The sequence below is a fragment of the Vibrio sp. 10N.261.55.A7 genome (assembly GCF_002877365.1).
In the GTDB taxonomy this organism is placed as follows: domain Bacteria; phylum Pseudomonadota; class Gammaproteobacteria; order Enterobacterales; family Vibrionaceae; genus Vibrio.
Genome location: NZ_MCWZ01000277.1, coordinates 79,797 through 104,808, shown reverse-complemented (window position 1 = coordinate 104,808; position 25,012 = coordinate 79,797). Strand labels below are relative to the sequence as shown.

Genomic DNA, 25,012 nt, shown 5'->3' with positions numbered 1-25,012 from the left:
AATGAAGCGCCGTGGAACGAATCCCAAAGCGACACGACCTTGAAGTTGCCAGTTACGTGACGCGCAAGCTTTAGCGCCATGCCAACCGCAGATGTGCCCCCCGGAGCGAACAACACACGATTGAGGTCGCCACCACAGATCTGAGTTAACTTCTCAGCACATTCGACGGCAATATCGTTGGTGAATCGACGTGGTGAGAAGGGCAGTTTCGCCATTTGCTCACTAACACGGTTTAAGACATGAGGGTGGCCATAGCCAAGCTGGTGGACATTGTTGCCGTGGAAATCCATGTATTTTTTGCCGGTGTGATCTTGTATGTAGATCCCTTCCGCGTGTTCGAGGCTATCCAGGCAAGGCGTTGACATGGCTTGATGCAAAAACACATTGGCGTCTCTTTCTAGCAAAGACTGTGTACGTTCGTCTTCAATCGACTGGTTCCACTGAATGCGAGCGTCTGTTGTGTTCACATCCCCCTCGCTTCGAAGGTGAGCAGCGCTGTTTTTCTGCGATTGCTGGTTAATAAAACTCATGCGATGGCTTCCTGTTTTTGAGTGGTCCAGTACATGGCTTTCTCAATGGCCACGATCAGTCGTTGAATGTCATGCGGGTACACCTCGCCAATGTTGCCAATGCGAAAGCAGTCTGCATCTGAAACCTTTCCAGGGTAGATAACAAAACCTTGCGCTTTCAATTCTTGATAAAAGCGGTGGAAATCATAGTCAGCGTGGTTTGGTGAATAGAAAGCGGTGATGATTGGCGAATGGAGACTTTCATCTAACAGTGGTTTAAACCCCAACGAAGACATCCCTTCTACTAGCGTATGCTGATTGGTTTGATAGCGTTGGAATCGAGCGTCGACGCCACCTTCTTCTTCTAGTTCGAGTAGAGCCTGATAGAAGGCTCGCACTGTGTGTGTGGGCGAGGTAAAGCGCCACTTGCCATGGTTCTTCTCCATGCATTGCCATTGATCATAGAGATCAAGGCTTAGCGACCGGGCATTGCCTTTGCATTTTTCTAGTCGTTCTTTCTTCGCGATGACGAACCCGAAGCCCGGTACGCCTTGGATGCATTTGTTTGCCGAGCTGATCATGAAATCGACGCCCAATTCGGCCATGTCGATTGGGATTCCACCAAAGCTCGACATGGCATCAAGGATCATGATTTTGTTGTGTTGTTTGCCTAACCGAGCAATTTCTTCGATTGGGTTAAGCATTCCCGTTGTCGTTTCACAGTGCACAATGGCGATGTGTGTAATGGCATCGTCATTAATCAGGCATTGTTCAACATTATTGAGTGTCGGCTGGTTCACCTCACCTGGGCTTATCACATGGCAATCAATATCGAGATAGTCGGCGATTTGTGCAATTCGAGCGCCATACGCACCGTTATCAACCACGAGTAACTTATCGTTTTTTCCCATCGTACTGCCGATGGTGGCTTCGACTGATGCGGTGCCGCTGCCCTGCATCAATACACTTGTGTAGCCAGTCTGACAGGTTGCGAGCTGAGTGAGCTTTGAGCGAATCACTTGGACAATCTCTTTGTTGTAATCGTCATCCCACGTACACCAATCCTTGAGCATGGCTTCTCTCACAGATTTAGAGGTGGACAATGGGCCAGGGGTTAGCAATAGATATTCGTTATTCATGACGCTTCTCTTTGTTCATGGGAATGAGTGTTCCATGGAGAGTTTATTGGACTACTCCAGATTGTGTATCACTCTATCAGGGACGAAAATGGTAGGTAAATAGCCAAACAGTGAATTTCATCAAAACTTCATATAGGGCCTAATTAGGAGAGCATTCTCGATTTTTCACTGGAAACGTCGTCAAACTGCCATTTTATGTTCACATTTTCGTCATGTTATTCCTCTAGGGTAGTCAATATAAATTGGTCAATACCAAATAATGAAAAATTGGAGAGAATGATGAATAACCGTTTGATTAAAGGATCATTAACGATGGCACTTTCTGCGCTAGCCGCGAATGCTTTCGCTGCGCAAGAAGTGACGGTCTACACTGCGTTTGAGACGGATCTACTGGCAAAATACAAGACGGCTTTTGAAAGTGAAAACCCTGATATCAGCATTAAATGGATTCGTGATTCAACGGGAATCATGACGGCGAAATTACTTGCTGAAAAAAACAACCCACGTGCTGAAGTGGTGTGGGGATTAGCGGGCTCTTCAATGGCATTGCTTAAAGAGGAAGGTGTGCTTCAGCCGTACCAACCTAAAGGGGTTGAAGACCTGCGCGCAAACCTAAATGATCCTCAAGACAATCAGGCTTGGTACGGCAATGACGCTTTCTTTAATGCGGTTTGCTTTAACGAGATCGTCGCAAAGCAGCTCAACCTGCCTAAACCAACTTCGTGGGAAGACCTTGCGGATCCCGTTTACAAAGGCCACATCGCGATGCCAAACCCTGCTTCGTCAGGAACGGGCTACATGCAGGTGTCGGCGTGGATAAATAACATGGGTGAAGATCAAGCCTGGGACTACATGAAAAAGCTCGATAACAACATTGCACACTACACGCATTCAGGTTCAAAACCGTGCGTTCAAGCGGGAATGGGCGAAGTGGCGATTGGTATTTCTATGGCCGTTCGTGGCGCCAAACTGAAAGAGCAGGGTGCACCACTGGCGGTGATTACGCCTAACGGTATTGGTTGGGAATCAGAAGCGGTTGGCCTAGTGGCTGACAATGCAGCGGCGAAGCGAGTTGTTGACTGGTCTGTATCAAAATCAGCCAATGAGCTCTATGTCGAATCTTACCCAGTTGTGGCTCATAAAGAGGTGTCGGCTGAAGTCTCTCATTATCCAAATGTAGAAAAAGTTATGGCAGACATGGATTTTGCCAAAATGGGCAGTGAGCGCTCAAAAATCTTAGCGAAGTGGTCTCTAAAATTCGATTCGAAATCAGAGCCAAAATCGTAATAGAACCCCAAAAAGTGTTTGAATCCGCTCTTTCAAAGGAGTGGATTTTTGCGCTTTTGAATACCTCTCACTAATCGAAGAATAAGCACTATTATGCCTCAACAAATTGCAAACAATGAAGAAATTAGCCGCGAACAAGGCGATGTAAACCTCTCTCAACAACGCCTTGACTACCAAGAGACGCATCTGGATGACAAGTCTCGAGAGTTGGTTGCGCAAGACAAGCAGTTGTTCCTACATCAAAGCTTAAGTACCCCAGTATTGCACGCGCTTTCGCACTCAGAAGGGGCGTACATTTACGACTTTTCTGGTAAGCGTTACTTGGATTGTCACGGTAATGGCGTGCATGCCGCAGGGTTCAACAATGACCATGTTATCGAAAGCATGATAAAAGCACTGAAAGACAAAAATACCTTTACGTCACGCCGCTACACCAACACCAATATTGTTGCTCTAGCCCAGAAGCTTATTGATATTACGCCTGATGGATTGGATCGCGTCTCCTTTTGTCCAGGAGGCTCTGAAGCGATCGAGCTGGCCGTGTCGATTGCTAAATCCTACACCAATAAATGGAAGACCATTTCGTTTTGGGATTCGTACCACGGCAATGGTTTTCAATCGGCGAGTCTCGGTGGTGAGCGCCTGTTCAAAAAACGCTTGGGCCCAATGGTACCGGGTGCTCTTCATGTGGATTTTCCTAATTATCAAAACAATCCTTGGGGGTTTGATACTCAGCATCAGGTCGACGACGAGATCATTCGCCAGATGCGAACGCTGTTTGAGAAGGAAGGGGATATAGCCTGCGTGGTGGGTGAACCAATCAGTGCAACACCAGTGATGCCAAGTCAGGACTTTTGGCACAGAGTGAAGGCGTTGTGTGAGGAGTTTGGGGCGTTATTGATCTTTGATGAAATCATCGAAGGCTTTGGCCGAACGGGCAAGATGTTTGCCTGCGAACATTATGTCACGCCAGATGTTCTGGTACTGGGTAAGTCCTTAGGTGGTGGTTTAGTACCATTCGCAGGCGTTGTGGTGTCGGAAAAATACAATGTACTGGAAACGCAATCGGTCGGTCACTACACCCACGAGAAAAATGGTCTTTGCGGCGCAGCGGGGCTAGCGATGATTGAGTCGTTGCAAGAACAGAATCTGGTTGAAAACTCGATGCGTCTTGGGGAGTACCTGAAAGGCCGTTTCCTTGAAATGCAGGATCAGTACGCCATTGTGGGGGCGGTGGATGGTATCGGTCTTCATATTGGTATCGAGATCCTCGATAAAGCTAACCAGGAAAAGGACAGTCGTGGTCTGAAAGAAGCGGAAACGATCATGTATCACTGCTTTGAGAATGGGCTGGCTTTTAAGCTAATAGAAAGCAGCATCATTACGCTTCGCCCTTCATTAGTGATCACCGAGCAAGACGCCAAGTTCATTGCCGACACCATCGAAAAAGCAATTCAGTCGGTACTTTCAAAATAACGCAATCCACGTTGAGTACACTCGCAAACGCCCCGTACGGTTGACGTGCTGGGCTTCATTTAAGGAGATATTGATGTCAAATCATCAGTCGTATTGGCTTAAACAAGCCCTAGAGCGCGAGCCGTCACAGCCAATGAAAACACTAGAGCAAACAATATCGGCTGACGTCGCTATTGTCGGTGGTGGTTATACGGGCTTGTGGACAGCCATCATGCTCAAAGAGCAGCAGCCTGAAATGGATGTCGTTATTTTGGAAAAGGACATGTGTGGTTCGGGTGCGTCGGGTGCCAATGGTGGTTGCATGCTGACGTGGGCCACGAAGTACCCAACGATGAAGCGATTGTTTGGTGAAAGCCAAGCGAAGTGGCTGGTCAAAGAGTCTGAGAATGTCATTTTTGAAATAGACGACTACTGCAAAAAACACAATATAGACGCAGAGATATATCGGAACGGTACCTACTACACGGCGACTAACAGTGCACAAAAGGGCAGTATGGATCCCGTCATCAATGAGTTAGACAAGCTGGGGGTGAACAGCTGGTCTAAGTGCAAAGATGATGACATTAGTGGGCTTGCTGGATCTCATCGACATGTTGAAGGCTACTATTCTCCCGCTGCCGCGAGTGTTCAGCCTGCGTTATTGGTGCGTGGTTTGAGAAAAAGGGCCATTGAGTTAGGCGTGACAATTTATGAGCGCTCTGCGATGACAAAGTTGGACTATGGTGATATTCCTGTTGTCCATACTGAAAATGGGAAAGTCAAAGCGGGCAAAGTGGTACTGGCCTTAAACGCGTGGATGGCGTCTCATTTCAAGCATCTAAAAAACAGCATTGTTGTGGTTTCTTCCGATATGGTGATAACGGAACCTTTGGGTGAAAAGCTAAAAGAAACAGGCCCAAAGAAAGGAGCCACCGTCGTCGATTCTCGAATCTTTGTTCATTACTATCGTGATACCAAAGATGGCCGACTCATGCTTGGCAAAGGAGGGAACCAATTCTCGTTTGGCAATGACGTGGATTCCATGTTCAATAAGCCAAGCCGATATTTCGCTTTGCTGACGGACTCTTTCTCTCGCCTATTTCCTAAGTTAGAGAACCCAAAGATTGTCGATAACTGGACAGGTGGTTCAGATCGCTCAGTGACAGGGCTGCCTTTTTTTCACTATTTGGGCGATCAAAACAATATTGTGTACGGATTTGGATACTCGGGCAATGGCGTGGCACAAACGCGCATTGGCGGGAAAATACTCTCTTCCATGGTTCTAGAGCTTGATAATCGATGGACTAACTGTGGTTTAACGCGAGGCCCGCTTGGTTATTTTCCTCCTGAGCCATTTCGTTGGCTAGGTGCCATGGTGGTTCGCAATGCCGTTAGGCGCAAAGAAGAGGCAGAAGACAACGAATCTCAACCTAATGTTTGGGACAGGTGGCTCTCAAAACTCGCTGGCCCTGCCGGCAAGGCCGATAAGATTTCATAAAGCGATGGCACTATAGATATCGCCAAAGCTGACGAGAATTACGCGATCATTACTAGGGTAAACGCTGGAACTTCTGCGGATAGCGGCCGTATTGGCTACGTTCGTAGTAGTTATGAAATGATGGCGACGGCAGATTCAAACGTTGTGACACCTTTTACGACAATGGCTAAGGCTAGAGGCATTACGACAGCAGAACTAGCAGCAGAGTTGAATATTTCTGTTGATGTTGTTTCAAGTGACTATGTATCAGCAAAAGATACACCTAGTAGTGCACGTGATGCAAAAGTTGCCCACGCGCTAGCGCGAAGCTTAGTTAACGAACTTCCAACAAATTTTGTAGACCTTGATGGGGAATCTCTGAGGACATCAAGCAATTCGATTAAAACTGCTATTGATAGCTATGAAAATAGTAATGGCGCAGACAGTTTGAATACCGTTGACTTTGTCTTAAATGGCGCTACGGTAACAAATGAAACAGTGATCAGCGACCTTAAATCATACCTAGTTGGTGATAGCCCAACAAGATGGCACTTCGTTAGTATGAATACGTCCTATGCAACCGGGGAAGGCGTATTTATGATCGAGTTTGGAGAAGATACCTATGACATAGCTCAAGGTGACGCATGGGAATACGGTAATTCATATAGCATAGATGGAAATGACTTGATTGTTGATGGTGCCGATTTTACTAGAGAAAAGTTTGAAGGTAAGACTTGGCATTTCATTATTGACGATTCGCAGACTCAAACACCAGATCCTATGCTGCTTGAGATTACATTCAATGCTAATGGCAGTACGTCGACTATCTATGGTAACTCTGAAGAAACGGGGACTTGGGATTTATCAGACGGAAATCTAACGATTGATGACGGTGCTGGTGATGTTGCTGAGTTCTCTTATGTTTTGAACAGCAGCCATTTAATGGTGATGATTGAGTTGGATAGAGATTTTAATGGTTCGGTCGATGCATACTCTCTTGCAACACAAGATAAAAACTTAGCACAGAGCATTGTGGATAAATGGGTAAAATAGGAACTACTCTGAAGGTGTACGGTTTTAGGTAGATTTGGCTAAAAAAGCCGCCGTACATAACATGTGCAGCGGCTTTATTGTCTCCATTGGATGCAGTGATCTGAATGACAGCATCACCAGAGCTTTGGTTAAGCGAACTCTTTTTCCAAATAGTTGACGATATCAGAAGATTCGTACATCCAAGTCGTCTCACCCTCTTTCTCGATACGCAGGCAAGGCACTTTGATTGCACCGCCTTGTGCTCGTAGTTCTTCTCTATGCGCGGCATCGTTTTTCGCATCACGCAAATCAAACTTCACCGATTGGCGCTTCATTGAACGACGAACTTTGACGCAAAATGGGCAAGCTTCGAATTGGTACAACGCAAGTGAGCTGGCTTTTTCGTCGACAGCTTGTTGCTCAGCTGGGTCGCGTTTGATGCCTTTAGGAGTAAAAATAAAGTTCAGAGTTAAGATAACCTTCCCTAAAAACCAACGAATAAACTTCATAACTTCTCTTCTAGATAGGGTGAAAATTTGCAGTAGTGTAACAGTGTTGTTGAGAGAGGAATAGAAATACGTGAACGCCTCTTTGTCAAAATGTGTGAATTAAGTCGGTGTACTTTATGTTTCAATAACTTGTTCTTATCGCTGTGTGGCGCTGATGTTTTCGCAGCGCTAGCCTAGTATTCATGTATTGGTGCACTAGAGTTATTCGCCTTCAGCAACGTTAAACAGTGCTACGCTCATTGTTTGCACACCCCATCAAGCTATGAGCTGATGGTGCTTTTCTTGGCATTGCTCCAGGCACTATCGGGTTTCCAGTTAATGAGCCAAGGTTTGATGAGATCGGCGGGTAAGGGGGGAGAAATACCGTGTCCTTGAGCCAGCACACAGCCCATTTTTAATAGCTGAGTACCGTGCTCGACACTTTCTACACCCTCTGCGGTTACCTGTCGGTTAAACGCGGATGCCAGGCTAATGACCCCCATGACAATGGCTCGGTCATCGGCATCGTGGAGCATGTCTCGCACAAAGGTTTGGTCTATCTTCAACACCTCGGCAGGAAGACGCTTGAGGTAGGTGAGCGATGAAAAGCCTGTGCCAAAATCATCGAGAGCGAATGAAATGCCCATCGCTTTACAGTCTTTCATGATGGATAACACTTCAGTGATGTCACTCAAAGCACTGGTTTCTAGGATTTCGAGCTGCAGAGAGCTCGGCCTGACGTTCGGGTGTCTATCTAACGCAGTAGAGAGCTTTTGTACAAAGTCTTTTTGTTGAAGCTGGAAAGCATCGACATTCACACTAATAGGCAGGTTAACTCCCTCGTAGAGCCAGACTTCCATTTGATGAAGCGCCATTTCAATGATCCAATCTGCCATGACAAGACTCACTGCATGACTGTCTATGATGGGTAAGAAGGTATCGGGGTACATCAGGCCAAAGTCAGGGTGCTGCCAACGAATCAATGCTTCAACACCAACCACATCACCCGTCTCCATGTTAACTTTAGGCTGGTAGTGGAGCAGAAACTCCTGCCTTTTGAGACCGAGCGTGATGCGTTCAATGGTTTGATGCTGACTCTTAATCGATTGATTCTCATGAATATCAAAGACATGGTAACGATTTTTACCAGACTGCTTGGCAATGTACATGGCTTGATCGGCGTGACGCATAAGCTGGTCAGCGTTTGATTCATCTTGTGGGTAAAAAGTGACCCCAATACTCGCGGAAACCTGCATGGTTTTCTGTCCAATCGCAATTGGGCTTTTCGCTGCTGTGAGTAGCCTTTCAACGACCAGTTCAAACTCACGTATTCGTTCAATACCGACAAGAACGACGACGAATTCATCACCGCCAATTCTCGCTAACGTATCGCCAGTGCGTAGCGTTTCATTCATTCTCTTTGAAACAATGACCAGTAGCTCATCACCAATATCGTGACCATAGGTGTCATTAACAGCCTTAAAGCCATCAAGATCCAAGTAAACAATGGCGACAGAGGTATGGTTGATTTCAGACTCTACCATGGCTTTTTTTAATCGTTGTGCCAATAGCATGCGATTGGGCAGATCGGTGAGTACGTCATAGTGAGCAATATGTTCGAGTTGCTGTTGCTGCTTCTTGATGGAAGTAATGTCTGAAAATAGGGCGACGTAACTCTGGATGTTTCCGCTGTCGTCGGTCACGGAACTGATGGTCATGAGCTGAGCAAAGATAGAGCCGTCTTTATGTCGATTCCATATCTCGCCTGACCAATGCTTACGTTCAAATAAGGATTGCCAGATAGACTGGTAGAAAGCTTCGTCGTGGTAGTTAGATTTTAGAATGCGCGGGTTTTCGCCGAGCACTTCATCGCGAGTGTAACCGGTAATGTCAGAGAAGGTTTCGTTGACATCAATAATTAACCCCGCGGTATCTGTAATGATGATGCCTTCACGAGCATGAGTAAATACGCTGGCCGCGAGCTTTAGTTTGTCTTCGGTTTTCTTTCGCTCCGTGATGTCGATGAGTTCCACCACGCGTGCTTCGAGACCTTTATAGGCAACGGTCTTTGCGGTAATCGAAACTGGGTAGGTGGTGCCATCCTTTCTAAGGCCAGTGACCTCGTAGGTTTCACTATGATCAGTATTAATCATCGCAATCACGGTTTCAGTATCGTTGGGCGCGATTAACGCCCATTTCTTCATTTGCAGCAGCTCTGCGTAGCTGTATCCAGTGATTTCAGACAGCGCGGTATTGCATTCCAATATTTGACCTTTATGGTGAATCACAATGCCGCCATACGTTGCGCCACATAACGCCTTAAATCGTTCTTCACTCTGTAATATGGTGTTTTTGGCTTCAGCCAGTCGCAGATTAAATCGGTGTAGATAGAAAATAATGGAGGTACTGATCAGCACCAGAAAAAGCGCAGCAGTGAGTACGAGAAACAACCATTTTGGAATGTGGTAGGGTTCTGGGTCGTAGATGAACCCTTCCATATTGTCATCATTAGACACAAGCCCAGAGCGAATAAAGGTGTCTACCATGTGCTGCCATCGTTCGGGGTTCATGTTTCCCATTTGGATGAGTTCGGGAAAAATGAGTTTGCGCATTGCCTCGGCTTCGAAACGAAGGTGATCTTTTGATTTACTCACCTGATACTTGCTGTGCAGCAGGTCAATGATTTCGTCTGTGTTGTCTAAAGCGTAACGCCAGCCCTTTAAGCTTGCTCGTAGCATGGCTTCGACTCTTTTTGGGTGATGATCTCGCTCTTTCTCAGTGGTAAAAAGTATGTCGCTATAGAAATCGACGCGATAGTTAATCGGGTGAATGATATTAAACGGTATGCCAAGTTGTTTGAGCAAAAATGGCTCATTCGTGGAGTAGGAATTGAAAGCGTCAGTTTTTCCGGTAATTAAATCATCTAAACGATAGCTACTTGGTGTGATATTCAGCTGAGAGAGGGCAATCCCCTCATTAAGGAACATGGTTAAAAAGTCGGCATCTTCATTTTGATTGGCGAGCATGACGTTTTTACCAATCAGATCGTGCACGGTGTTGATGTTAGAGCTCTTAAGTGCGATTAATACTGATGGGGAGTGCTGGAAGATAGCCGCAAGAGCAACAAGAGGTTGACCTTTTAGGCGCTCGAAGAGAACCTCACTATTCCCTACCGCGTATTGAGCTTGCTCTGAAAGGACTTCAGAGATGGGTTGATGATCAGGATCGCCTGCATGTAGGATGACGTCTAACCCTTCTTCGGCGTAAAACCCTTTCTCTACGGCCGCATAGTAGCCTGCAAATTGATATTGATGGTGCCAGCGGAGCTGCAGATGAACCGGTTCAAGTTCCTTCTCTGCGTACGCGCTAGGGACATTCACCAAAAGCGCTGCGATTAAGCTAAAGAGAGCTAAGCATAAAGAATGAATTTTAGATTTCTTTGCTGTGAACGTAGAGTAAGAGAAGCGCCCCTGCGAACTGGGTGACAATCTTAGCTTTTCAACGCAAACACGAGTGTGCTGAGCATCTACAGCAAAGCTGGGTGTCGTATCCAATGAATTAGATTCCTAGCATTAGCGGTATACTTACTCCTTGCACGCTTATGAGGCGAATGGGTGAAGAAGGGAGTGACTACCATCGTTCGATCAGTTGTTGGAGCAACCTACTATTTGATTGCCCGAGCATGCTGTTTAGAGCAGTGCTATTAGGGCAATGGCCTATGTTAAATCCACTATACTTTCAATCTGATGCATAAACAAATTCAATAAGTCCTTAGTAATCAATATCTTTTGCTAATTAATAAGTTTATTTAAAGATAATTCTAACAATTGAGATGTTTGCTTTCATGCACTTGGAGAGTGAGAGTTTCGATCCAGTTTTATAGCGTGTTAGAGGGGCAATAACAGAGAAGGGAATATTAGGTTGTCATACCAAGCGTATAAAATCTGTCATCTTGTTACTACATAAGTGTCATGGAAGTGACATATGGCAGAACTAGAATTGGTATATACCTTTTATTAAGTGATGACCAGAACAATGAACCAGTCTTACCTTAACATTGAGAATTTAGTCAAAAAGTTCGGCGCCTTTGCCGCGTTGAAACAGATTTCCTTGTCCATTCAACAAGGAGAATTTGTCTGTTTTTTAGGGCCTTCGGGCTGCGGTAAGACAACGTTATTGCGTGCCATTGCGGGTCTTGACCTGCCGACCTCTGGGCAGATTCATCAAGATGGAAAAGAGACGACTTTCTTACCACCAGAAAAGCGCGATTTTGGCATCGTCTTTCAGTCCTATGCGCTGTTTCCCAACCTGACGGTGCAAGAGAACATCGCGATAGGCCTAAAAAACAAAGGTCTTTCCAATTCTCAAGCGCTCAAAGAGGTGGAGTATTGGCTCGATATGATTGGTTTGCCGACTTCTGGCGAGAAATATCCTAATCAACTCTCCGGTGGGCAGCAGCAGCGTGTCGCATTGGCCAGAGCGCTCGCCTTGTCTCCAGGTATGTTACTTCTTGACGAACCACTCTCGGCATTAGATGCCAAGGTGAGAATACACTTACGTGAAGAGATTTGTAAGTTACAGCGTAAGCTTGGGATCACGACTGTAATGGTGACGCATGACCAAGATGAAGCCTTATCCATGGCTGATCGAATAGTCGTAATGAATCATGGCGTGATTGAACAAGTGGGTACACCGAAAGAGATTTATCAACGACCGAATTCCCGATTTGTTGCTGAGTTTGTTGGCAGCATGAACTTCATTGAAATGTCTGTGGCCACCCAGTCTCAGGCTCGTATTTCAGAGTCACTGTTACCGCTTCCTGAGGTGACGAATCGGCAGATGCAGGTGGGGGATCGGCTCGATCTCGCGGTGAGGCCAGAGGCTATTCGGTTTGTAGAGGACTCATTGAAAGGTTTACCTGTACGAATTTTGTCGCAAGAGTTTCTCGGTGCATTTAGTCGTATTGAATGTCATCTACTCGGTGATGTCTCTGAGCGCACCATCCTTGTTGATATCAGTGCTAAACAAGCGCACTCCCATGAACTTGTCGTTGGCGAGATTAAGCACATTCAGCTCCCAGGTGAGGGATTGCTTGTCTACCCAGCAGCCAACACTTCTAATGACGCTGACATTGCGGCATAAACGGGGCTGCTAACATGGAAACCAAAACAATGACGCCAATTTTTTCCCCTTCTCAGTCGGTCTCGCAACTACTGAATAGAGTGAGTAGAGACAACCTTATCTTGTTCATTTTGCTGTCGGTTTTATCTATCTTGATGATCCTGTTTATCTTCATGCCTTTGTGGGCGATGATGGTGAAAAGCGTACAAGGATCTGATGGTCAATACGTAGGTTTCAGTCATTTCTCTACGTATTTTGCTTCAAGTGCGTTATGGCAATCCCTAGCGAATACATTCAAGGTTGGGTTAGTCGTAACGACGGTCGTGGGCACGCTGTCATTCGCTTATGCTTATGCGCTGACTCGCTCGTGCATGAAGTTTAAAGGCTTGTTTCAAGTGTTAGGTACCGCGCCTATCTTGGTTCCCTCTCTGTTGCCTGCCATTAGTTTGATCTTCCTGTTCGGCAATCAAGGCGTTGCGAAGGAATTACTGGGCGGTCATTCAGTCTACGGCGTCATTGGTATCTCAATTGGCTTGATATTCTGGACTTTCCCCCATGCGCTCATGATTTTAACAACGTCACTTCGAACCTCAGATGCGCGTCTTTACGAAGCCGCTCGCGCATTGAAAATGTCACCGTTAAAAACCTTCTTTGTTGTAACGTTGCCTGCGGCAAAATATGGATTGATGAGCACGCTTATCGTCGTCTTTACGCTTGTTGTGTGCGATTTTGGTGTCGCTAAAGTCATTGGTGGTAACTACAACGTTCTCGCAACAGACATTTTTAAACAGGTCGTGGGTCAGCAAAATTTTTCGATGGGCGCGGTGATCAGCATTGTCCTTTTACTGCCTGCTTTATTGGCCTTTATCGTCGATCGTTGGGTACAGAAAAAACAGAAAAGCTTGTTTGATACTCGCTCGGTCGCTTACCAGCCAGAGCCCAACAAGATTCGTGATGGCTTATGTTTCCTCTATTGCTTAGCGATTTCATTGGTGGTGTTAGCAATCTTAGGCATGGCGGTTTATGGGTCGTTAGTAACGTTTTGGCCTTGGAATAAAGCGCTGACTCTGAACAATTATAACTTTGCTGAAGTGAGCGCCTATGGCTGGTCACCCTATTTTAACTCACTGACTTTAGCGGGCTGGACGGCACTCTTTGGCACTATCGTGGTATTTATTGGTGCGTATTGCATTGAAAAAGGTCGCTCTTTTGCGCCCATTCGTCAGTTCATGCAAATGATGTCGGTGATTCCGATGGCGGTGCCGGGTCTGGTACTTGGTTTGGGTTACATCTTCTATTTTAATGATGCCAGTAATCCGCTGGGTTTTCTCTACGGAACGATGGCGTTTCTGGTGATTAACACCATTGTTCACTACTACACGGTGGGTCACATGACGGCAATTACGGCATTGAAGCAGCTCCCCGATGAGTTAGAAGCCACGGCCGCGGCGGTTAAGCTTCCTCAACACAAGCTGTTCTTTAAAGTGACGCTGCCAGTCTGCCTGCCAGCGGTGTTAGACATCGCCATCTACCTATTTATTAATGCGTTGACGACAACCTCAGCGGTAGTATTCCTCTATTCAAGTAATACCATTCCTGCGTCTGTTTCGGTGTTAAATATGGACGATGCAGGTCAAACTGGTGCTGCTGCTGCAATGGCTGTTATGATTATGATCACCGCTGCTACTGCCAAGTTGGTTCATGTGGTGACGAGCAAGCTATTGGAAAATAAGACACAAGCGTGGCGAAAGCGCTAAAATGTTGCCAGTGTTCATCTCAAAAAGCCTTGCTTGAAAGCAGGTATGCCTTGCTAGCGATAGTAAGGAGCGAACTAAAGAAAAGGGAAAAGAGTGCAGTACGTTAAAATCAAAGATTCAATCGTGGAGCAAATTACTTCCGGTATGCTGGCCCCAAGGCAAAAACTGCCTGCCGAGAGAAAGCTGGCAGAGTCGTTTGATACAACTCGAGTCACTTTGCGAGAGGCACTTTCGTTATTGGAGGCGGAAGGCCGTATCTACCGAGAAGATCGCCGAGGTTGGTTCATATCGCCGATCCCCCTGAAGTACGACCCAACTCAGACTCTTAACTTCACGAACATGGCGCTTGAGCAAAATCGAGTGCCGAAAACGGAACTCATTTCTGCTAAGAGTATGTTAGCGAACAAACAGGCGTCGAGCTTGTTAGGCTTACAGCCTTTTGCTGATGTTTTTCGAGTTGACCGTGTACGTTATCTCGAAGATAGGCCAGTGGTTTATGTGACTAATTATGTTCGACCTGAACAGTTCCCCAACCTGTTAGATCACGATCTGTCCTTGTCTTTGACGGACATTTACCGAGAGCACTATGGTGTTATTTATCAAAAGATTCGTTACCGCATTTGCAGTAGCTCGTTAATTGGCGACGTTGCACAGGCCTTAAGAGCGACATCGGGTACGCCAGCCATGGTGGTTGAGCGAGTCAATTACAGCTCGAAGGGTGAACTTATTGATTGTGACATCGAGTATTGGCGCCATGATGCGATAAACATCGCATCGGTTGCTGAGCTGGTGGATCGCCAATAGTATCGAAATATGATCTTTCGTAATAAGTACTTATAAAGGCTCATGGGTTATTCCATGGGCCTTTTTTAAGATTGGTTCATTTCGATTATTTTATATTGGATATTCTATTCGAGTGACATCACAATTATTAAGAAATAGCGTGATAATTTGGAATTTTATCTATGTGGTCACTCCCAAAATAGGGAATTAATTTTCAGTAATGCACCAACATGTAGCGGCCTACAATGATCTATTTGTTTGCAAATAGTGCAGAGCAAAAAGAATATCAATACAAATCAGTAGCTTAATGTTAAGTGGTAAATGCGTTAATTATTGGCATTCTTCTTGAAGTATGAATATTGAATAACTATTCATACAAAGGAGATATCCATCATGAACATGACGTTCAAACTTAAGCTTGCAGCAGTCGGCGCTTCACTCGCATTTTCATCGGGAATGGCGATGGCAGAAGAAACCATCAAAGTGGGTGTGTTGCACTCGCTATCTGGAACGATGGCGATCAGTGAAACCACGCTGAAAGACACAATTTTGATGCTGGTTGATGAGCAGAACAAGAAAGGCGGTTTGCTAGGTAAAAAACTGGAAGCCGTTGTTGTTGACCCTGCGTCGAATTGGCCGCTATTTGCTGAAAAAGCCCGTGAGTTGGTGGAAAAAGAGAAAGTCGATGTTGTATTTGGTGGTTGGACGTCGGTGTCACGTAAATCGATGCTGCCTGTGTTTGAAGAGCTAAATAGCATCCTGTTCTACCCGGTTCAGTATGAAGGTGAAGAGTCGTCGAAAAACGTCTTCTATACTGGTGCTGCGCCGAACCAACAGGCGGTTCCTGCCGTTGATTACCTAATGGATGAACTTGACGTTGAACGCTGGGTTCTTGCGGGCACCGATTACGTTTACCCGCGAACAACCAATAAAATCTTAGAGTCGTACCTGAAAAGTAAGGGTGTCAGTGACGAAGACATTATGATCAACTACACGCCATTTGGTCACTCTGATTGGCAATCTATTGTTTCTGATGTGAAGAAATTTGGCTCTGAAGGTAAGAAAACAGCGGTTGTATCTACCATTAATGGTGATGCGAACGTTCCTTTTTATAAAGAATTAGGTGCGCAAGGCGTCTCTTCTGAAGACATCCCAGTCGTTGCTTTCTCTGTCGGTGAAGAAGAGTTGTCAGGCATGGATACCTCAGCACTGGTCGGTCACCTAGCGGCATGGAACTACTTCATGAGCGTTGATACAGAAGCGAATGAAGAGTTTGTAGAAACATGGCAAAACTTCATTGCGAGTGAAAAGCGCGTCACGAACGATCCAATGGAAGCGCACTACATTGGCTTCAACATGTGGACACAAGCGGTCACCAATGCAGGTACAACAGATGCAGAGTCTGTTCAAGATGCGTTGATTGGTGTGTCGGTGCCTAACCTTTCTGGTGGGTTTTCTACCATGTTGCCAAACCACCACATTACCAAACCAGTCCTCATTGGTGAAATCCAAGACGATGGTCAGTTTGATGTGGTATGGGAAACAACAGGCCTTGTTGCCGGTGACGTTTGGTCTAACTACCTACCTGAATCAGCGAAGCTTTATTCTAGTTGGTCTAAACCGTTCTCTTGTGGTGCGTTTAACATAGAAACTGGCAAATGTGCCGGTAGCTCTAACTAAACCCACGAAATTAAAGGTGCTTCTACAAAGGTGTAGAAGCACTTTTTTCGTTTCTGCTTACAACCTTTACCTATAAATTTGCCGTTCCAAAGGACGCATTTCATGAAAACAATAATTCAGTTATTGAAAGCGGTCGTGTTCCTAATTTTGAGTACTCATGTTGCGTTGGCTAGCATCGATGATCGAGAGTCTTTTTCTCAAGCACTCATAGGGAAAAACAATCCACAGAAAGAAGCCGCAATGACGTGGCTGGTCGATAACGAATCCAACGATATCGCTAAATCGGTCCTCACCGCTTGGCTAGAAGGTGAGCTCTATTATTTTAACGATAGAAAGAGTGATGAATACCAAGCGCTCTATCTGTCGGCCGACATCAAAAAAGCCTCTGAAGCCCAAAGTGCATGGAACAACAACATGCTTGCTGTCGAAAACTCTCGTCAGTTTAAGAAAGTGCGCGTGAACAATAAACTTCGTGGCCTCATCCGATTAGAGATTGCATCTTTAGGGTTAGCGCACAGTGATCCGATTGCTCGATTGAGTGCGGTCAATGCATTGCTTGGTCAAACCGATGATTCAATCGTGACTCGTCTTAGTGAGCGTTTAGCGGTAGAAACCGACAGCGAAATACAACACATACTGACACTGGCCGTCTCTATTGACGAAGCCTTGACTAGCGACACCCCACAACAAAGAATCGCTGCGATTGACGAGATCTCTTACTACAAACAAAGCGTAGTACTGCAAACACTCAACAAAGTATTGAAGTCAGAAAAAGATGAGTTGGTCGTGTCGGCCGCAGAGCGTGCACTTGACCGATACCAGCAGAGCCAGAAACTCTACTCTGGCGTCGAAACACTGTTCTTTGGCTTGAGTTTAGGCTCTGTGTTGGTGTTAGCGGGTATTGGTCTCGCCATTACCTTTGGTGTGATGGGCGTGATCAACATGGCGCATGGTGAGCTGATCATGATTGGCGCCTACACCACTTATGTCATGCAGCAATTGATGCCTAACCAGATTGGCCTCGCGCTAATCTTATCAATTCCTATGGCGTTCATTGTGTCGGGCCTTGTGGGCGTTGCGATTGAAAGAAGTGTGATTCGCCACCTTTACGGTCGCCCATTGGAAACTCTCCTGGCAACATTCGGTATTAGTCTTATTTTGCAGCAAGCGGTTCGCTCAATTTTCTCTCCCCTTAACCGTTCTGTGAGCACACCTGATTGGATGTCGGGTGCGCTAGAAATCAACCCAATGCTCTCGTTAACTTACAACCGTCTTTATATCATTCTGTTCTGTTTCATGGTGTTTATTGGCCTTGTGATGGTGCTTAAAAAGACACCACTGGGTTTGCAAGTGCGTGCGGTTTCTCAGAACCGATCCATGGCTCGCGCAATGGGTATTCGCTCAGAGCGTGTTGATGCGATGACGTTTGGCCTTGGCTCAGGCGTGGCCGGAATTGCAGGCGTTGCACTGTCTCAACTAACAAATGTTGGCCCGAATATGGGGCAAGCTTACATCATCGACTCATTTATGGTGGTGGTCTTTGGTGGTGTTGGCAACCTATGGGGCACCTTGGTCGCAGGGCTTAGTCTTGGCCTATTCAACAAAATACTCGAGCCTTGGGCGGGGGCAGTGCTTGCCAAGATCCTTGTCTTGGTGTTCATCATTCTCTTTATTCAAAAACGTCCACGTGGACTATTCCCACAGCGCGGACGAGCGGCTGAAGGTTAAGGACAATCATTATGCAATCAAAATCTTTTGTGTTGTCCGCAATGCGTGGCGACAAGGGCGGACAGCTCACTATATTGGCCATCTTAGCGGCCGTAATTTTCGTACCATTAGCCAATACGATGTTACCCGTCGGGCATCCTTTTCATGTTGAAACCTTCACTATCTCGCTGATGGGGAAATACCTAAGCTATGCCATGCTCGCGCTCGCCGTGGATCTTGTATGGGGATACTTAGGCATATTGAGCCTTGGGCATGGGGCATTCTTTGCTCTGGGTGGTTACGCCATGGGCATGTATTTAATGCGTCAAATTGGTGACCGAGGCGTCTACGGTAACCCCGTGTTAGCCGATTTCATGGTGTTCTTGAACTGGCAAGAATTGCCTTGGTTCTGGCAAGGCTTCGATCAATTCTGGTTTGCATGCCTGATGGTGGTCGTGGTACCAGGCGTATTAGCGTATGTCTTTGGTTATCTCGCCTTTCGTTCGCGTGTGTCTGGTGTCTACCTGTCTATCATGACTCAAGCGCTGACTTACGCGTTAATGCTGGCATTCTTCCGCAATGAGATGGGGTTTGGCGGCAACAATGGCCTCACCGATTTCAAAGATATTCTTGGTTATAGCCTGCAACAAGACAGCACCAAGATCGCGCTATTTATGGTGACTGGGGTTGCTCTCGTGATCAGCTACCTTGTCTGCCGAAGTGTCATCAGTAGCCGACTTGGTCGCGTCTCAATGGCGATTCGAGATACCGAATCTAGAACGCGATTCATGGGGTATGACGTCGACGGAATCAAGTTGTGGATCTTTGTACTATCAGCCGTTATCGCAGGTATTGCTGGCGCATTGTACGTTCCGCAAGTGGGCATAATTAACCCTGGTGAATTCGCGCCACTGAACTCGATTGAAGTGGTGGTTTGGGTGGCGCTTGGTGGTCGCGCGACCTTGTTTGGTGCCATCGTTGGGGCGCTCGTGATCAACTACGCCAAGAGCTGGTTTACGGTCGAATTTCCTGAAGTTTGGTTGTTTGCTCTGGGGGGCTTGTTTGTTCTTTCCACCATGTATTTCCCAAAAGGGCTAATTGGCTTTATCTCGGACAAGGTTCACTTGGCACGTAAGAAATTCTCGCCAGCAGAAAAAACATCGGAAGAGGTAGCGGTATGAATACGTTAAATCGAGCCATGCAGATAAAACATACAGTCCATGAATTCACTCGTAGAGATGAAGTGTTTCCTTTTTTAAAAGCAGAGCAGCACCCGCTGATAGACACTCGTCATAACGTTCTTTTGTACGTGGAAGGCGTGAACAAGAGTTTTGATGGGTTTAAGGCAATCAATGATCTGAATCTCTATATCAAAGAGGGCGAGCTTCGCTGCATTATCGGCCCGAATGGGGCGGGTAAAACCACAATGATGGACATCATCACGGGGAAAACCAAACCAGACACAGGCAAGGTGTGGTTGGGCTCAAACATCAATCTTCTTGAAATGAATGAGTCTGAAATCGCCAATGCAGGGGTCGGACGAAAGTTTCAAAAACCTACAGTGATTGAATGCCTCACCGTATGGCAAAACCTAGAGCTGGCGATGTCGGGTGTGCGCGGTGTTTGGGGCACCTACATGGCGTGGTTAACGGGCGAGCAGAAAGACAAGTTGGAATCGGTACTTGAGTTGATTCATCTGAAAGATTTGGCGGTGTTAAACGCAGGCAACCTGTCTCATGGTCAAAAGCAGTGGCTCGAAATCGGCATGCTTTTAATGCAGAACCCCAAGTTACTTCTGGTTGATGAACCCGTTGCGGGCATGACACACCAAGAGATGGATCGAACCTCCGAACTGCTTAACTCGCTTGCTGGGAAACACTCCGTGGTTGTGGTGGAACACGATATGGACTTCGTCCGATCGATTGCTAGCCATGTGACTGTTTTGCACCAGGGGCATGTGCTCGCTGAAGGCACAATGGACCAAGTACAAGCGCATCCAGAAGTTAAACAGGTTTATTTAGGGGAATAACATGCTGCAGATCCAATCATTGAATCAGTTTTACGGTGAAAGCCACACGCTTTGGGATCTGGACATGTCCATTCCAAAAGGTAAATGCACAGTTTTAATGGGGCGCAATGGTGTGGGTAAAACGACGTTACTTCAGTGCATCATGGGGCTCGTCAAAGTGAAAAGTGGCGATATCCAGCTTCATGGTGAATCGCTGCTCAAGCATGACGCCGAATCAAGACCACGAATGGGGATTGGCTATGTACCGCAAGGGCGCCAAATATTCCCAATGTTGACAGTGCAAGAGAATCTGGAAGTTGGGCTACCAATCCGTGAAAAAGGTGACCGAACGATCCCTGACTTCATTTTCGATCTTTTTCCTGTGTTGAAAGAAATGCTGCATCGACGCGGTGGCGATTTATCGGGTGGTCAGCAGCAGCAACTTGCGATTGGCCGTGCGTTGGTCGTGAACCCAAAGTTACTCATTTTAGATGAACCAACCGAAGGGATTCAGCCCAACATTGTGCAAGAGATTGGCGACATTATCCGAATGCTCAATGAGAAGATGGGTTTGACTGTTCTGCTCGTTGAACAAAAACTGCCGTTTGCTCGAAAAGTGGGCGATCAATTTTGCATTCTAGACCGCGGTAGACAGGTGGCGGAAGGTGAAATGGCAGGGTTGAACGAAGCACTGATCAAGGAGTATTTAACCGTATGATGGCGATGGATTCCTTTCAATCAGAAAAAATGCCAAACCGTCTCAACCTAGGGCAGGTTATCGACGCTCATACTGAGTTTGGTTGGAAAGCGTCACTGCAGCTTAAATTCATTGACCGTGGCGACAAGACAGTGCTCAAGCACCGCTCTCAGCAAGGGCCGCTTGCGATTCAAAGGCCGTTATACCCAGAAGGGAATCCTTGTCATACCTATTTGTTGCACCCGCCTGGAGGCGTTGTTGGTGGTGACACACTTAACATTCGCGTTTCTGCCGATGAGGGTGCTCAAACCTTGATTACCACACCTGGTGCAACCAAGTTTTATCGCTCTGAATCAAAGTACGCAAGGCAACAACAAACTTTCTATGTCAGTAAAGATTCTCGTCTTGAATGGCTGCCTCAAGAAAACATCTTTTTTACCGATGCGCATGTTCGTTTGGACACCGAAGTGCATCTTGAAACAGGTGCACAGTTTTTGGGCTGGGAGATGCACTGTTTTGGGCGACCTGCACTAAATGAGGGATATGAGTCTGGTCACTTAGTTGGGAAAACAGATATTTACCTTGATGAAAAGCTGATACTTAGCGAAGGGCTTAATGTTAGGGGTGTTGATAATCTATTGAAAAATAAAGGGATGTTAGGTTATCAAATGATGGGGACACTTTATATTTCAATTGACGACGAAGATTTTGGCCAATTGGTACAGAGCTTGCTCTCTAAGTTACAAGAAGAGAATACGCAAGATGCGGTATTAATCGCTGCGAGTCAGATTGAAAATTTATTAGTAATTAGAGCGTTAGGGAACTGGAGTGAAGTGATCTTGGATTGCTTCCAACAGGTTTGGCAACTGACAAGGGAGCACTGGACTGGAGAGTGTCCGCACCCACCGCGTATTTGGGCGACCTAACGTGAATACAAAAACAACGACAGTAAGGCAAGTAAATGGAACTCACGCCAAGAGAAAAGGACAAGCTGCTGATCTTCTGCGCTGGCATGTTAGCAACGCAGCGTAAAAATAAAGGCTTAAAACTTAATTACCCAGAATCCATCGCTTTCATATCCAGCGCGATTCTTGAGGGCGCCCGAGAAGGAAAAACCGTCTCTGAGCTCATGGATTTTGGACGCACTTTGCTAACGGCGGAAGATGTCATGGAGGGGGTGCCTTCAATGATTCCAGACGTACAAGTGGAAGCGACGTTTCCCGATGGAACTAAGCTTGTCACTGTTCATGAACCGATTGTCTAGGAGTGGGTATGGCGATTTCAAATAACGAGCGTAAAGGGCTTGTGCCAGGTCAAATCGAAACCGTACAAGGTGACATCGAACTCAACGTTGGCCGAGAAACCATCACCATAAAAGTAGAGAACTTGGGCGATAGACCCGTTCAAATTGGCTCGCATTATCATTTCTTTGAGGTGAACAATGCGCTTAATTTTGAGCGTGAACTCGCGCGAGGTTTCCGATTGAACATTGCCGCTGGAACGGCCACCCGTTTTGAGCCTGGCCAGTCTCGCACGGTTGAATTGGTGGCGTTCGCTGGCAAGCGTGAGGTGTATGGTTTCCAAGGAAAGATCATGGGCAACCTCTAGTCTGTTTTGTCTTTTAAGCATTAACAACAAGGAATAGTAATGGCGAGTATATCCAGACAGGCCTACGCTGAAATGTTTGGTCCGACAGTCGGTGATCGTGTGCGGTTGGCGGATACCGAATTGTGGCTGGAAGTTGAAAAGGACTTAACCATTTACGGCGACGAGGTAAAATTTGGCGGCGGCAAGGTGATTCGTGATGGTATGGGTCAGGGTCAAATGCCAAGTAGCGAAACGCCAGATCTTGTCATCACTAACGCGTTAATTCTCGACTACTGGGGCATCATAAAAGCCGATGTGGCGGTTAAGAACGGTCGAATTTCGGCGATTGGTAAAGCGGGTAACCCTGACATTCAACCTGGGGTGGATATCAATATTGGGCCGGGCACAGAAGTGTTGGCTGGCGAAGGTTCGATTCTCACCGCTGGCGGCATTGACTCGCACATACACTTTATTTGCCCACAACAAATTGAAGAGGCATTGGCGTCAGGTGTGACGACCATGATTGGCGGAGGTACAGGGCCAAATACCGGAACCAACGCCACCACATGTACACCAGGACCATGGAACATGCACCGTATGCTGGAGTCTTTGGATCAGTTTCCAATGAACTTCGGCTTGCTTGGTAAAGGCAATGCCAGTCAACCTGAAGCACTAAGAGAGCAAGTCACCGCTGGCGCAGTCGGCCTTAAACTGCACGAAGACTGGGGAACCACACCCGCGTCAATCGACACGTGTTTAACCGTGGCTGATGAGATGGACGTGCAAGTCGCGATTCACACCGACACGCTCAATGAATCAGGCTTTGTGGAATCGACGCTTGGTGCAATTGGCGATCGCGTTATTCATACTTATCACACCGAAGGTGCGGGCGGTGGTCATGCGCCTGATATCATCAAAGCGGCGGGAGAATCAAACGTTCTTCCGTCATCGACAAACCCAACAAGACCGTACACCGTTAACACCGTAGATGAGCATTTAGACATGTTGATGGTGTGTCACCACTTGTCGCCATCAATTGCAGAAGATGTCGCGTTTGCGGAATCCCGTATTCGCCGTGAAACCATTGCTGCAGAAGACATTTTGCACGATCTCGGCGCTTTCTCAATGATTGCATCTGACTCTCAAGCCATGGGCCGTGTCGGAGAGGTGATTACTCGAACGTGGCAAACCGCGCACAAGATGAAGGTACAACGCGGTAGCCTGAAAGAAGACTCTAGCTACAGTGATAACTTTCGCCTTAAACGCTACGTCGCCAAATACACCATTAACCCTGCAATAACACATGGTATGGCTCACGAGGTGGGTTCAATTGAAGTCGGAAAATTGGCCGATTTGGTGCTGTGGAAGCCTGCCTTTTTTGGGGTTAAGCCGAGTGTGATTCTAAAGGGGGGCATGATAGCCATGGCGCCAATGGGCGACCCTAATGCGTCTATCCCAACCCCACAACCTGTGCACTACCGTTCCATGTTTGGTAGCTATGGCAAGGCTTCTCAAAATACCTCTATGTTGTTTGTTTCTCAAGCTGCGCAAGATGCGGGAATCGCTTCCGAGCTTGGGCTTGGAAGCCTTATCGGGGTAGCTAAGCAGTGCCGAACCATCAGCAAAGCCGACATGAAGCTCAATGATTGGCAGCCCAACATTGAAGTGGATTCTCAAACCTATCAGGTGAGAGCGGACGGAGAGCTTCTAATTTGTGAGCCTGCAGAAGTATTGCCGATGGCGCAGCGTTACTTTTTATTTTAGAGGATGGAGTGGACAGAGGTTCTGTTCAGGATAGGTATTGAGGACAAGACAGTGATTGAATTAGTAGAAGTAACAGACAAAGTGACCGCGAGGCCTCATGGGTACCTTAGCTTGCCTATCGATAGCCGCATTAAAAGCCGTTTAAAAGTCATTCTTGACGATGGGCGCGACGCCGGTTTGTTTTTACCTAGAGGACATATTCTGCGTGGCGGTGAACAGCTAAAGAGTAAATGTGGCGAAGTGATTGAAGTGAAAGCGGCGCCAGAGAAAGTGTCGTCGGTGTATTGCAGTGATTTGCATCTATTGACTCGTGTTGCTTACCATTTAGGTAATCGCCATGTGCCATTGCAAGTCGAGTTTGGCTGGGTTCGCTACCAACATGATCATGTGCTTGATGAAATGGTGGAAGGGCTCGGTGCTCAAATCACGGTTGAAAAAGCCCCATTTGAGCCAGAAGGTGGCGCTTACGGTGGGAAGAGTGGCGGCGGTCATCACCATCACTAAAACGAATTTTAATAAAT

The 25,012-nt window shown here is 46.6% G+C and carries 21 protein-coding genes; 17 read left to right on the top strand and 4 right to left on the bottom strand.

Annotated elements, in window-relative coordinates; translation table 11 throughout:
- Both BCU12_RS12855 and phnW read right to left on the bottom strand, forming a co-directional pair.
- The coding region (locus BCU12_RS12855; protein WP_133153882.1) for an aminotransferase class III-fold pyridoxal phosphate-dependent enzyme at positions 1-530 on the bottom strand (530 nt) is incomplete at its 3' end.
- Positions 527-1,648, bottom strand: a complete 1,122-nt coding sequence (gene phnW, locus BCU12_RS12850; RefSeq protein WP_102404641.1) for a 2-aminoethylphosphonate--pyruvate transaminase — start codon at positions 1,646-1,648, stop codon at positions 527-529. The genes BCU12_RS12855 and phnW, both read right to left, overlap by 4 nt.
- Before the next feature lie 276 nt (positions 1,649-1,924).
- Between phnW and BCU12_RS12845 the strand changes: the two genes are divergently transcribed.
- The 4 genes from BCU12_RS12845 (at position 1,925) to BCU12_RS12830 (ending at position 6,920) form a co-directional block, all read left to right on the top strand.
- Positions 1,925-2,935 carry a putative 2-aminoethylphosphonate ABC transporter substrate-binding protein gene (locus BCU12_RS12845; protein ID WP_102404640.1) on the top strand — a complete coding sequence of 337 codons (1,011 nt, stop codon included), beginning with the start codon at positions 1,925-1,927 and terminating at the stop codon, positions 2,933-2,935.
- Between the two features lie 93 nt (positions 2,936-3,028).
- Entirely contained in the window at positions 3,029-4,411 is a 1,383-nt protein-coding gene (locus BCU12_RS12840) for an aspartate aminotransferase family protein (protein ID WP_102404639.1), read from the top strand.
- Positions 4,412-4,484: 73 nt separating this feature from the next.
- Positions 4,485-5,888: an FAD-dependent oxidoreductase gene (locus tag BCU12_RS12835; protein WP_102404638.1), complete on the top strand. Its 1,404-nt coding sequence runs from the start codon at positions 4,485-4,487 to the stop codon at positions 5,886-5,888.
- Positions 5,889-6,005: 117 nt separating this feature from the next.
- Positions 6,006-6,920, top strand: coding sequence for a helix-turn-helix transcriptional regulator (locus BCU12_RS12830; RefSeq protein ID WP_133153881.1), 915 nt, complete (start codon positions 6,006-6,008; stop codon positions 6,918-6,920).
- Positions 6,921-7,048: 128 nt separating this feature from the next.
- Here the strand turns inward: BCU12_RS12830 and BCU12_RS12825 are convergent, their stop codons facing one another.
- Together BCU12_RS12825 and BCU12_RS12820 are read right to left on the bottom strand one after the other, a co-directional pair.
- Positions 7,049-7,408 (bottom strand): glutaredoxin, encoded by a 360-nt coding sequence (locus BCU12_RS12825; protein ID WP_102404636.1) that lies wholly within the window; start codon positions 7,406-7,408, stop codon positions 7,049-7,051.
- A 260-nt stretch (positions 7,409-7,668) separates the two neighbouring features.
- Complete coding sequence (locus tag BCU12_RS12820; protein ID WP_102404635.1) at positions 7,669-10,941, bottom strand: EAL domain-containing protein; 3,273 nt, start codon at positions 10,939-10,941, stop codon at positions 7,669-7,671.
- A 481-nt stretch (positions 10,942-11,422) separates the two neighbouring features.
- Between BCU12_RS12820 and BCU12_RS12815 the strand changes: the two genes are divergently transcribed.
- The 13 genes from BCU12_RS12815 to ureE all read left to right on the top strand — a co-directional run bounded on the left by BCU12_RS12815 (position 11,423) and on the right by ureE (position 24,995).
- Positions 11,423-12,529, top strand: coding sequence for a putative 2-aminoethylphosphonate ABC transporter ATP-binding protein (locus BCU12_RS12815; protein ID WP_102404649.1), 1,107 nt, complete (start codon positions 11,423-11,425; stop codon positions 12,527-12,529).
- Between the two features lie 14 nt (positions 12,530-12,543).
- Positions 12,544-14,265 (top strand): putative 2-aminoethylphosphonate ABC transporter permease subunit, encoded by a 1,722-nt coding sequence (locus tag BCU12_RS12810; protein ID WP_102404634.1) that lies wholly within the window; start codon positions 12,544-12,546, stop codon positions 14,263-14,265.
- 93 nt (positions 14,266-14,358) lie between these two features.
- Complete coding sequence (phnR, locus tag BCU12_RS12805; RefSeq protein WP_102404633.1) at positions 14,359-15,069, top strand: phosphonate utilization transcriptional regulator PhnR; 711 nt, start codon at positions 14,359-14,361, stop codon at positions 15,067-15,069.
- A gap of 372 nt (positions 15,070-15,441) precedes the next feature.
- Positions 15,442-16,728 (top strand): urea ABC transporter substrate-binding protein, encoded by a 1,287-nt coding sequence (gene urtA / locus BCU12_RS12800; RefSeq protein WP_102404632.1) that lies wholly within the window; start codon positions 15,442-15,444, stop codon positions 16,726-16,728.
- 102 nt (positions 16,729-16,830) lie between these two features.
- Entirely contained in the window at positions 16,831-18,456 is a 1,626-nt protein-coding gene (urtB, locus tag BCU12_RS12795) for an urea ABC transporter permease subunit UrtB (RefSeq protein WP_102404631.1), read from the top strand.
- Between the two features lie 11 nt (positions 18,457-18,467).
- Positions 18,468-19,616 carry an urea ABC transporter permease subunit UrtC gene (urtC, locus tag BCU12_RS12790; protein ID WP_102404630.1) on the top strand — a complete coding sequence of 383 codons (1,149 nt, stop codon included), beginning with the start codon at positions 18,468-18,470 and terminating at the stop codon, positions 19,614-19,616.
- Complete coding sequence (gene urtD / locus BCU12_RS12785; RefSeq protein WP_102404629.1) at positions 19,613-20,464, top strand: urea ABC transporter ATP-binding protein UrtD; 852 nt, start codon at positions 19,613-19,615, stop codon at positions 20,462-20,464. Before urtC ends, urtD begins: the two co-directional genes overlap by 4 nt.
- A 1-nt stretch (position 20,465) precedes the next feature.
- A complete protein-coding gene (urtE, locus tag BCU12_RS12780; protein ID WP_102404628.1) occupies positions 20,466-21,161 on the top strand; it encodes an urea ABC transporter ATP-binding subunit UrtE in 696 nt (231 codons plus the stop codon).
- A 29-nt stretch (positions 21,162-21,190) separates the two neighbouring features.
- The gene (locus BCU12_RS12775; protein ID WP_241909826.1) at positions 21,191-22,066 is read left to right on the top strand and encodes an urease accessory protein UreD; all 876 of its coding nucleotides are present in this window, start codon (positions 21,191-21,193) and stop codon (positions 22,064-22,066) included.
- A gap of 35 nt (positions 22,067-22,101) precedes the next feature.
- The gene (gene ureA / locus BCU12_RS12770; RefSeq protein ID WP_102404626.1) at positions 22,102-22,404 is read left to right on the top strand and encodes an urease subunit gamma; all 303 of its coding nucleotides are present in this window, start codon (positions 22,102-22,104) and stop codon (positions 22,402-22,404) included.
- 8 nt (positions 22,405-22,412) lie between these two features.
- On the top strand, positions 22,413-22,748 hold the full coding sequence (locus BCU12_RS12765; protein ID WP_102404625.1) for an urease subunit beta: 336 nt from the start codon (positions 22,413-22,415) through the stop codon (positions 22,746-22,748).
- Between the two features lie 39 nt (positions 22,749-22,787).
- Positions 22,788-24,491: an urease subunit alpha gene (gene ureC, locus BCU12_RS12760; RefSeq protein ID WP_102404624.1), complete on the top strand. Its 1,704-nt coding sequence runs from the start codon at positions 22,788-22,790 to the stop codon at positions 24,489-24,491.
- 51 nt (positions 24,492-24,542) lie between these two features.
- Entirely contained in the window at positions 24,543-24,995 is a 453-nt protein-coding gene (ureE, locus tag BCU12_RS12755; RefSeq protein WP_102404648.1) for an urease accessory protein UreE, read from the top strand.
- Positions 24,996-25,012: the final 17 nt, after the last annotated feature.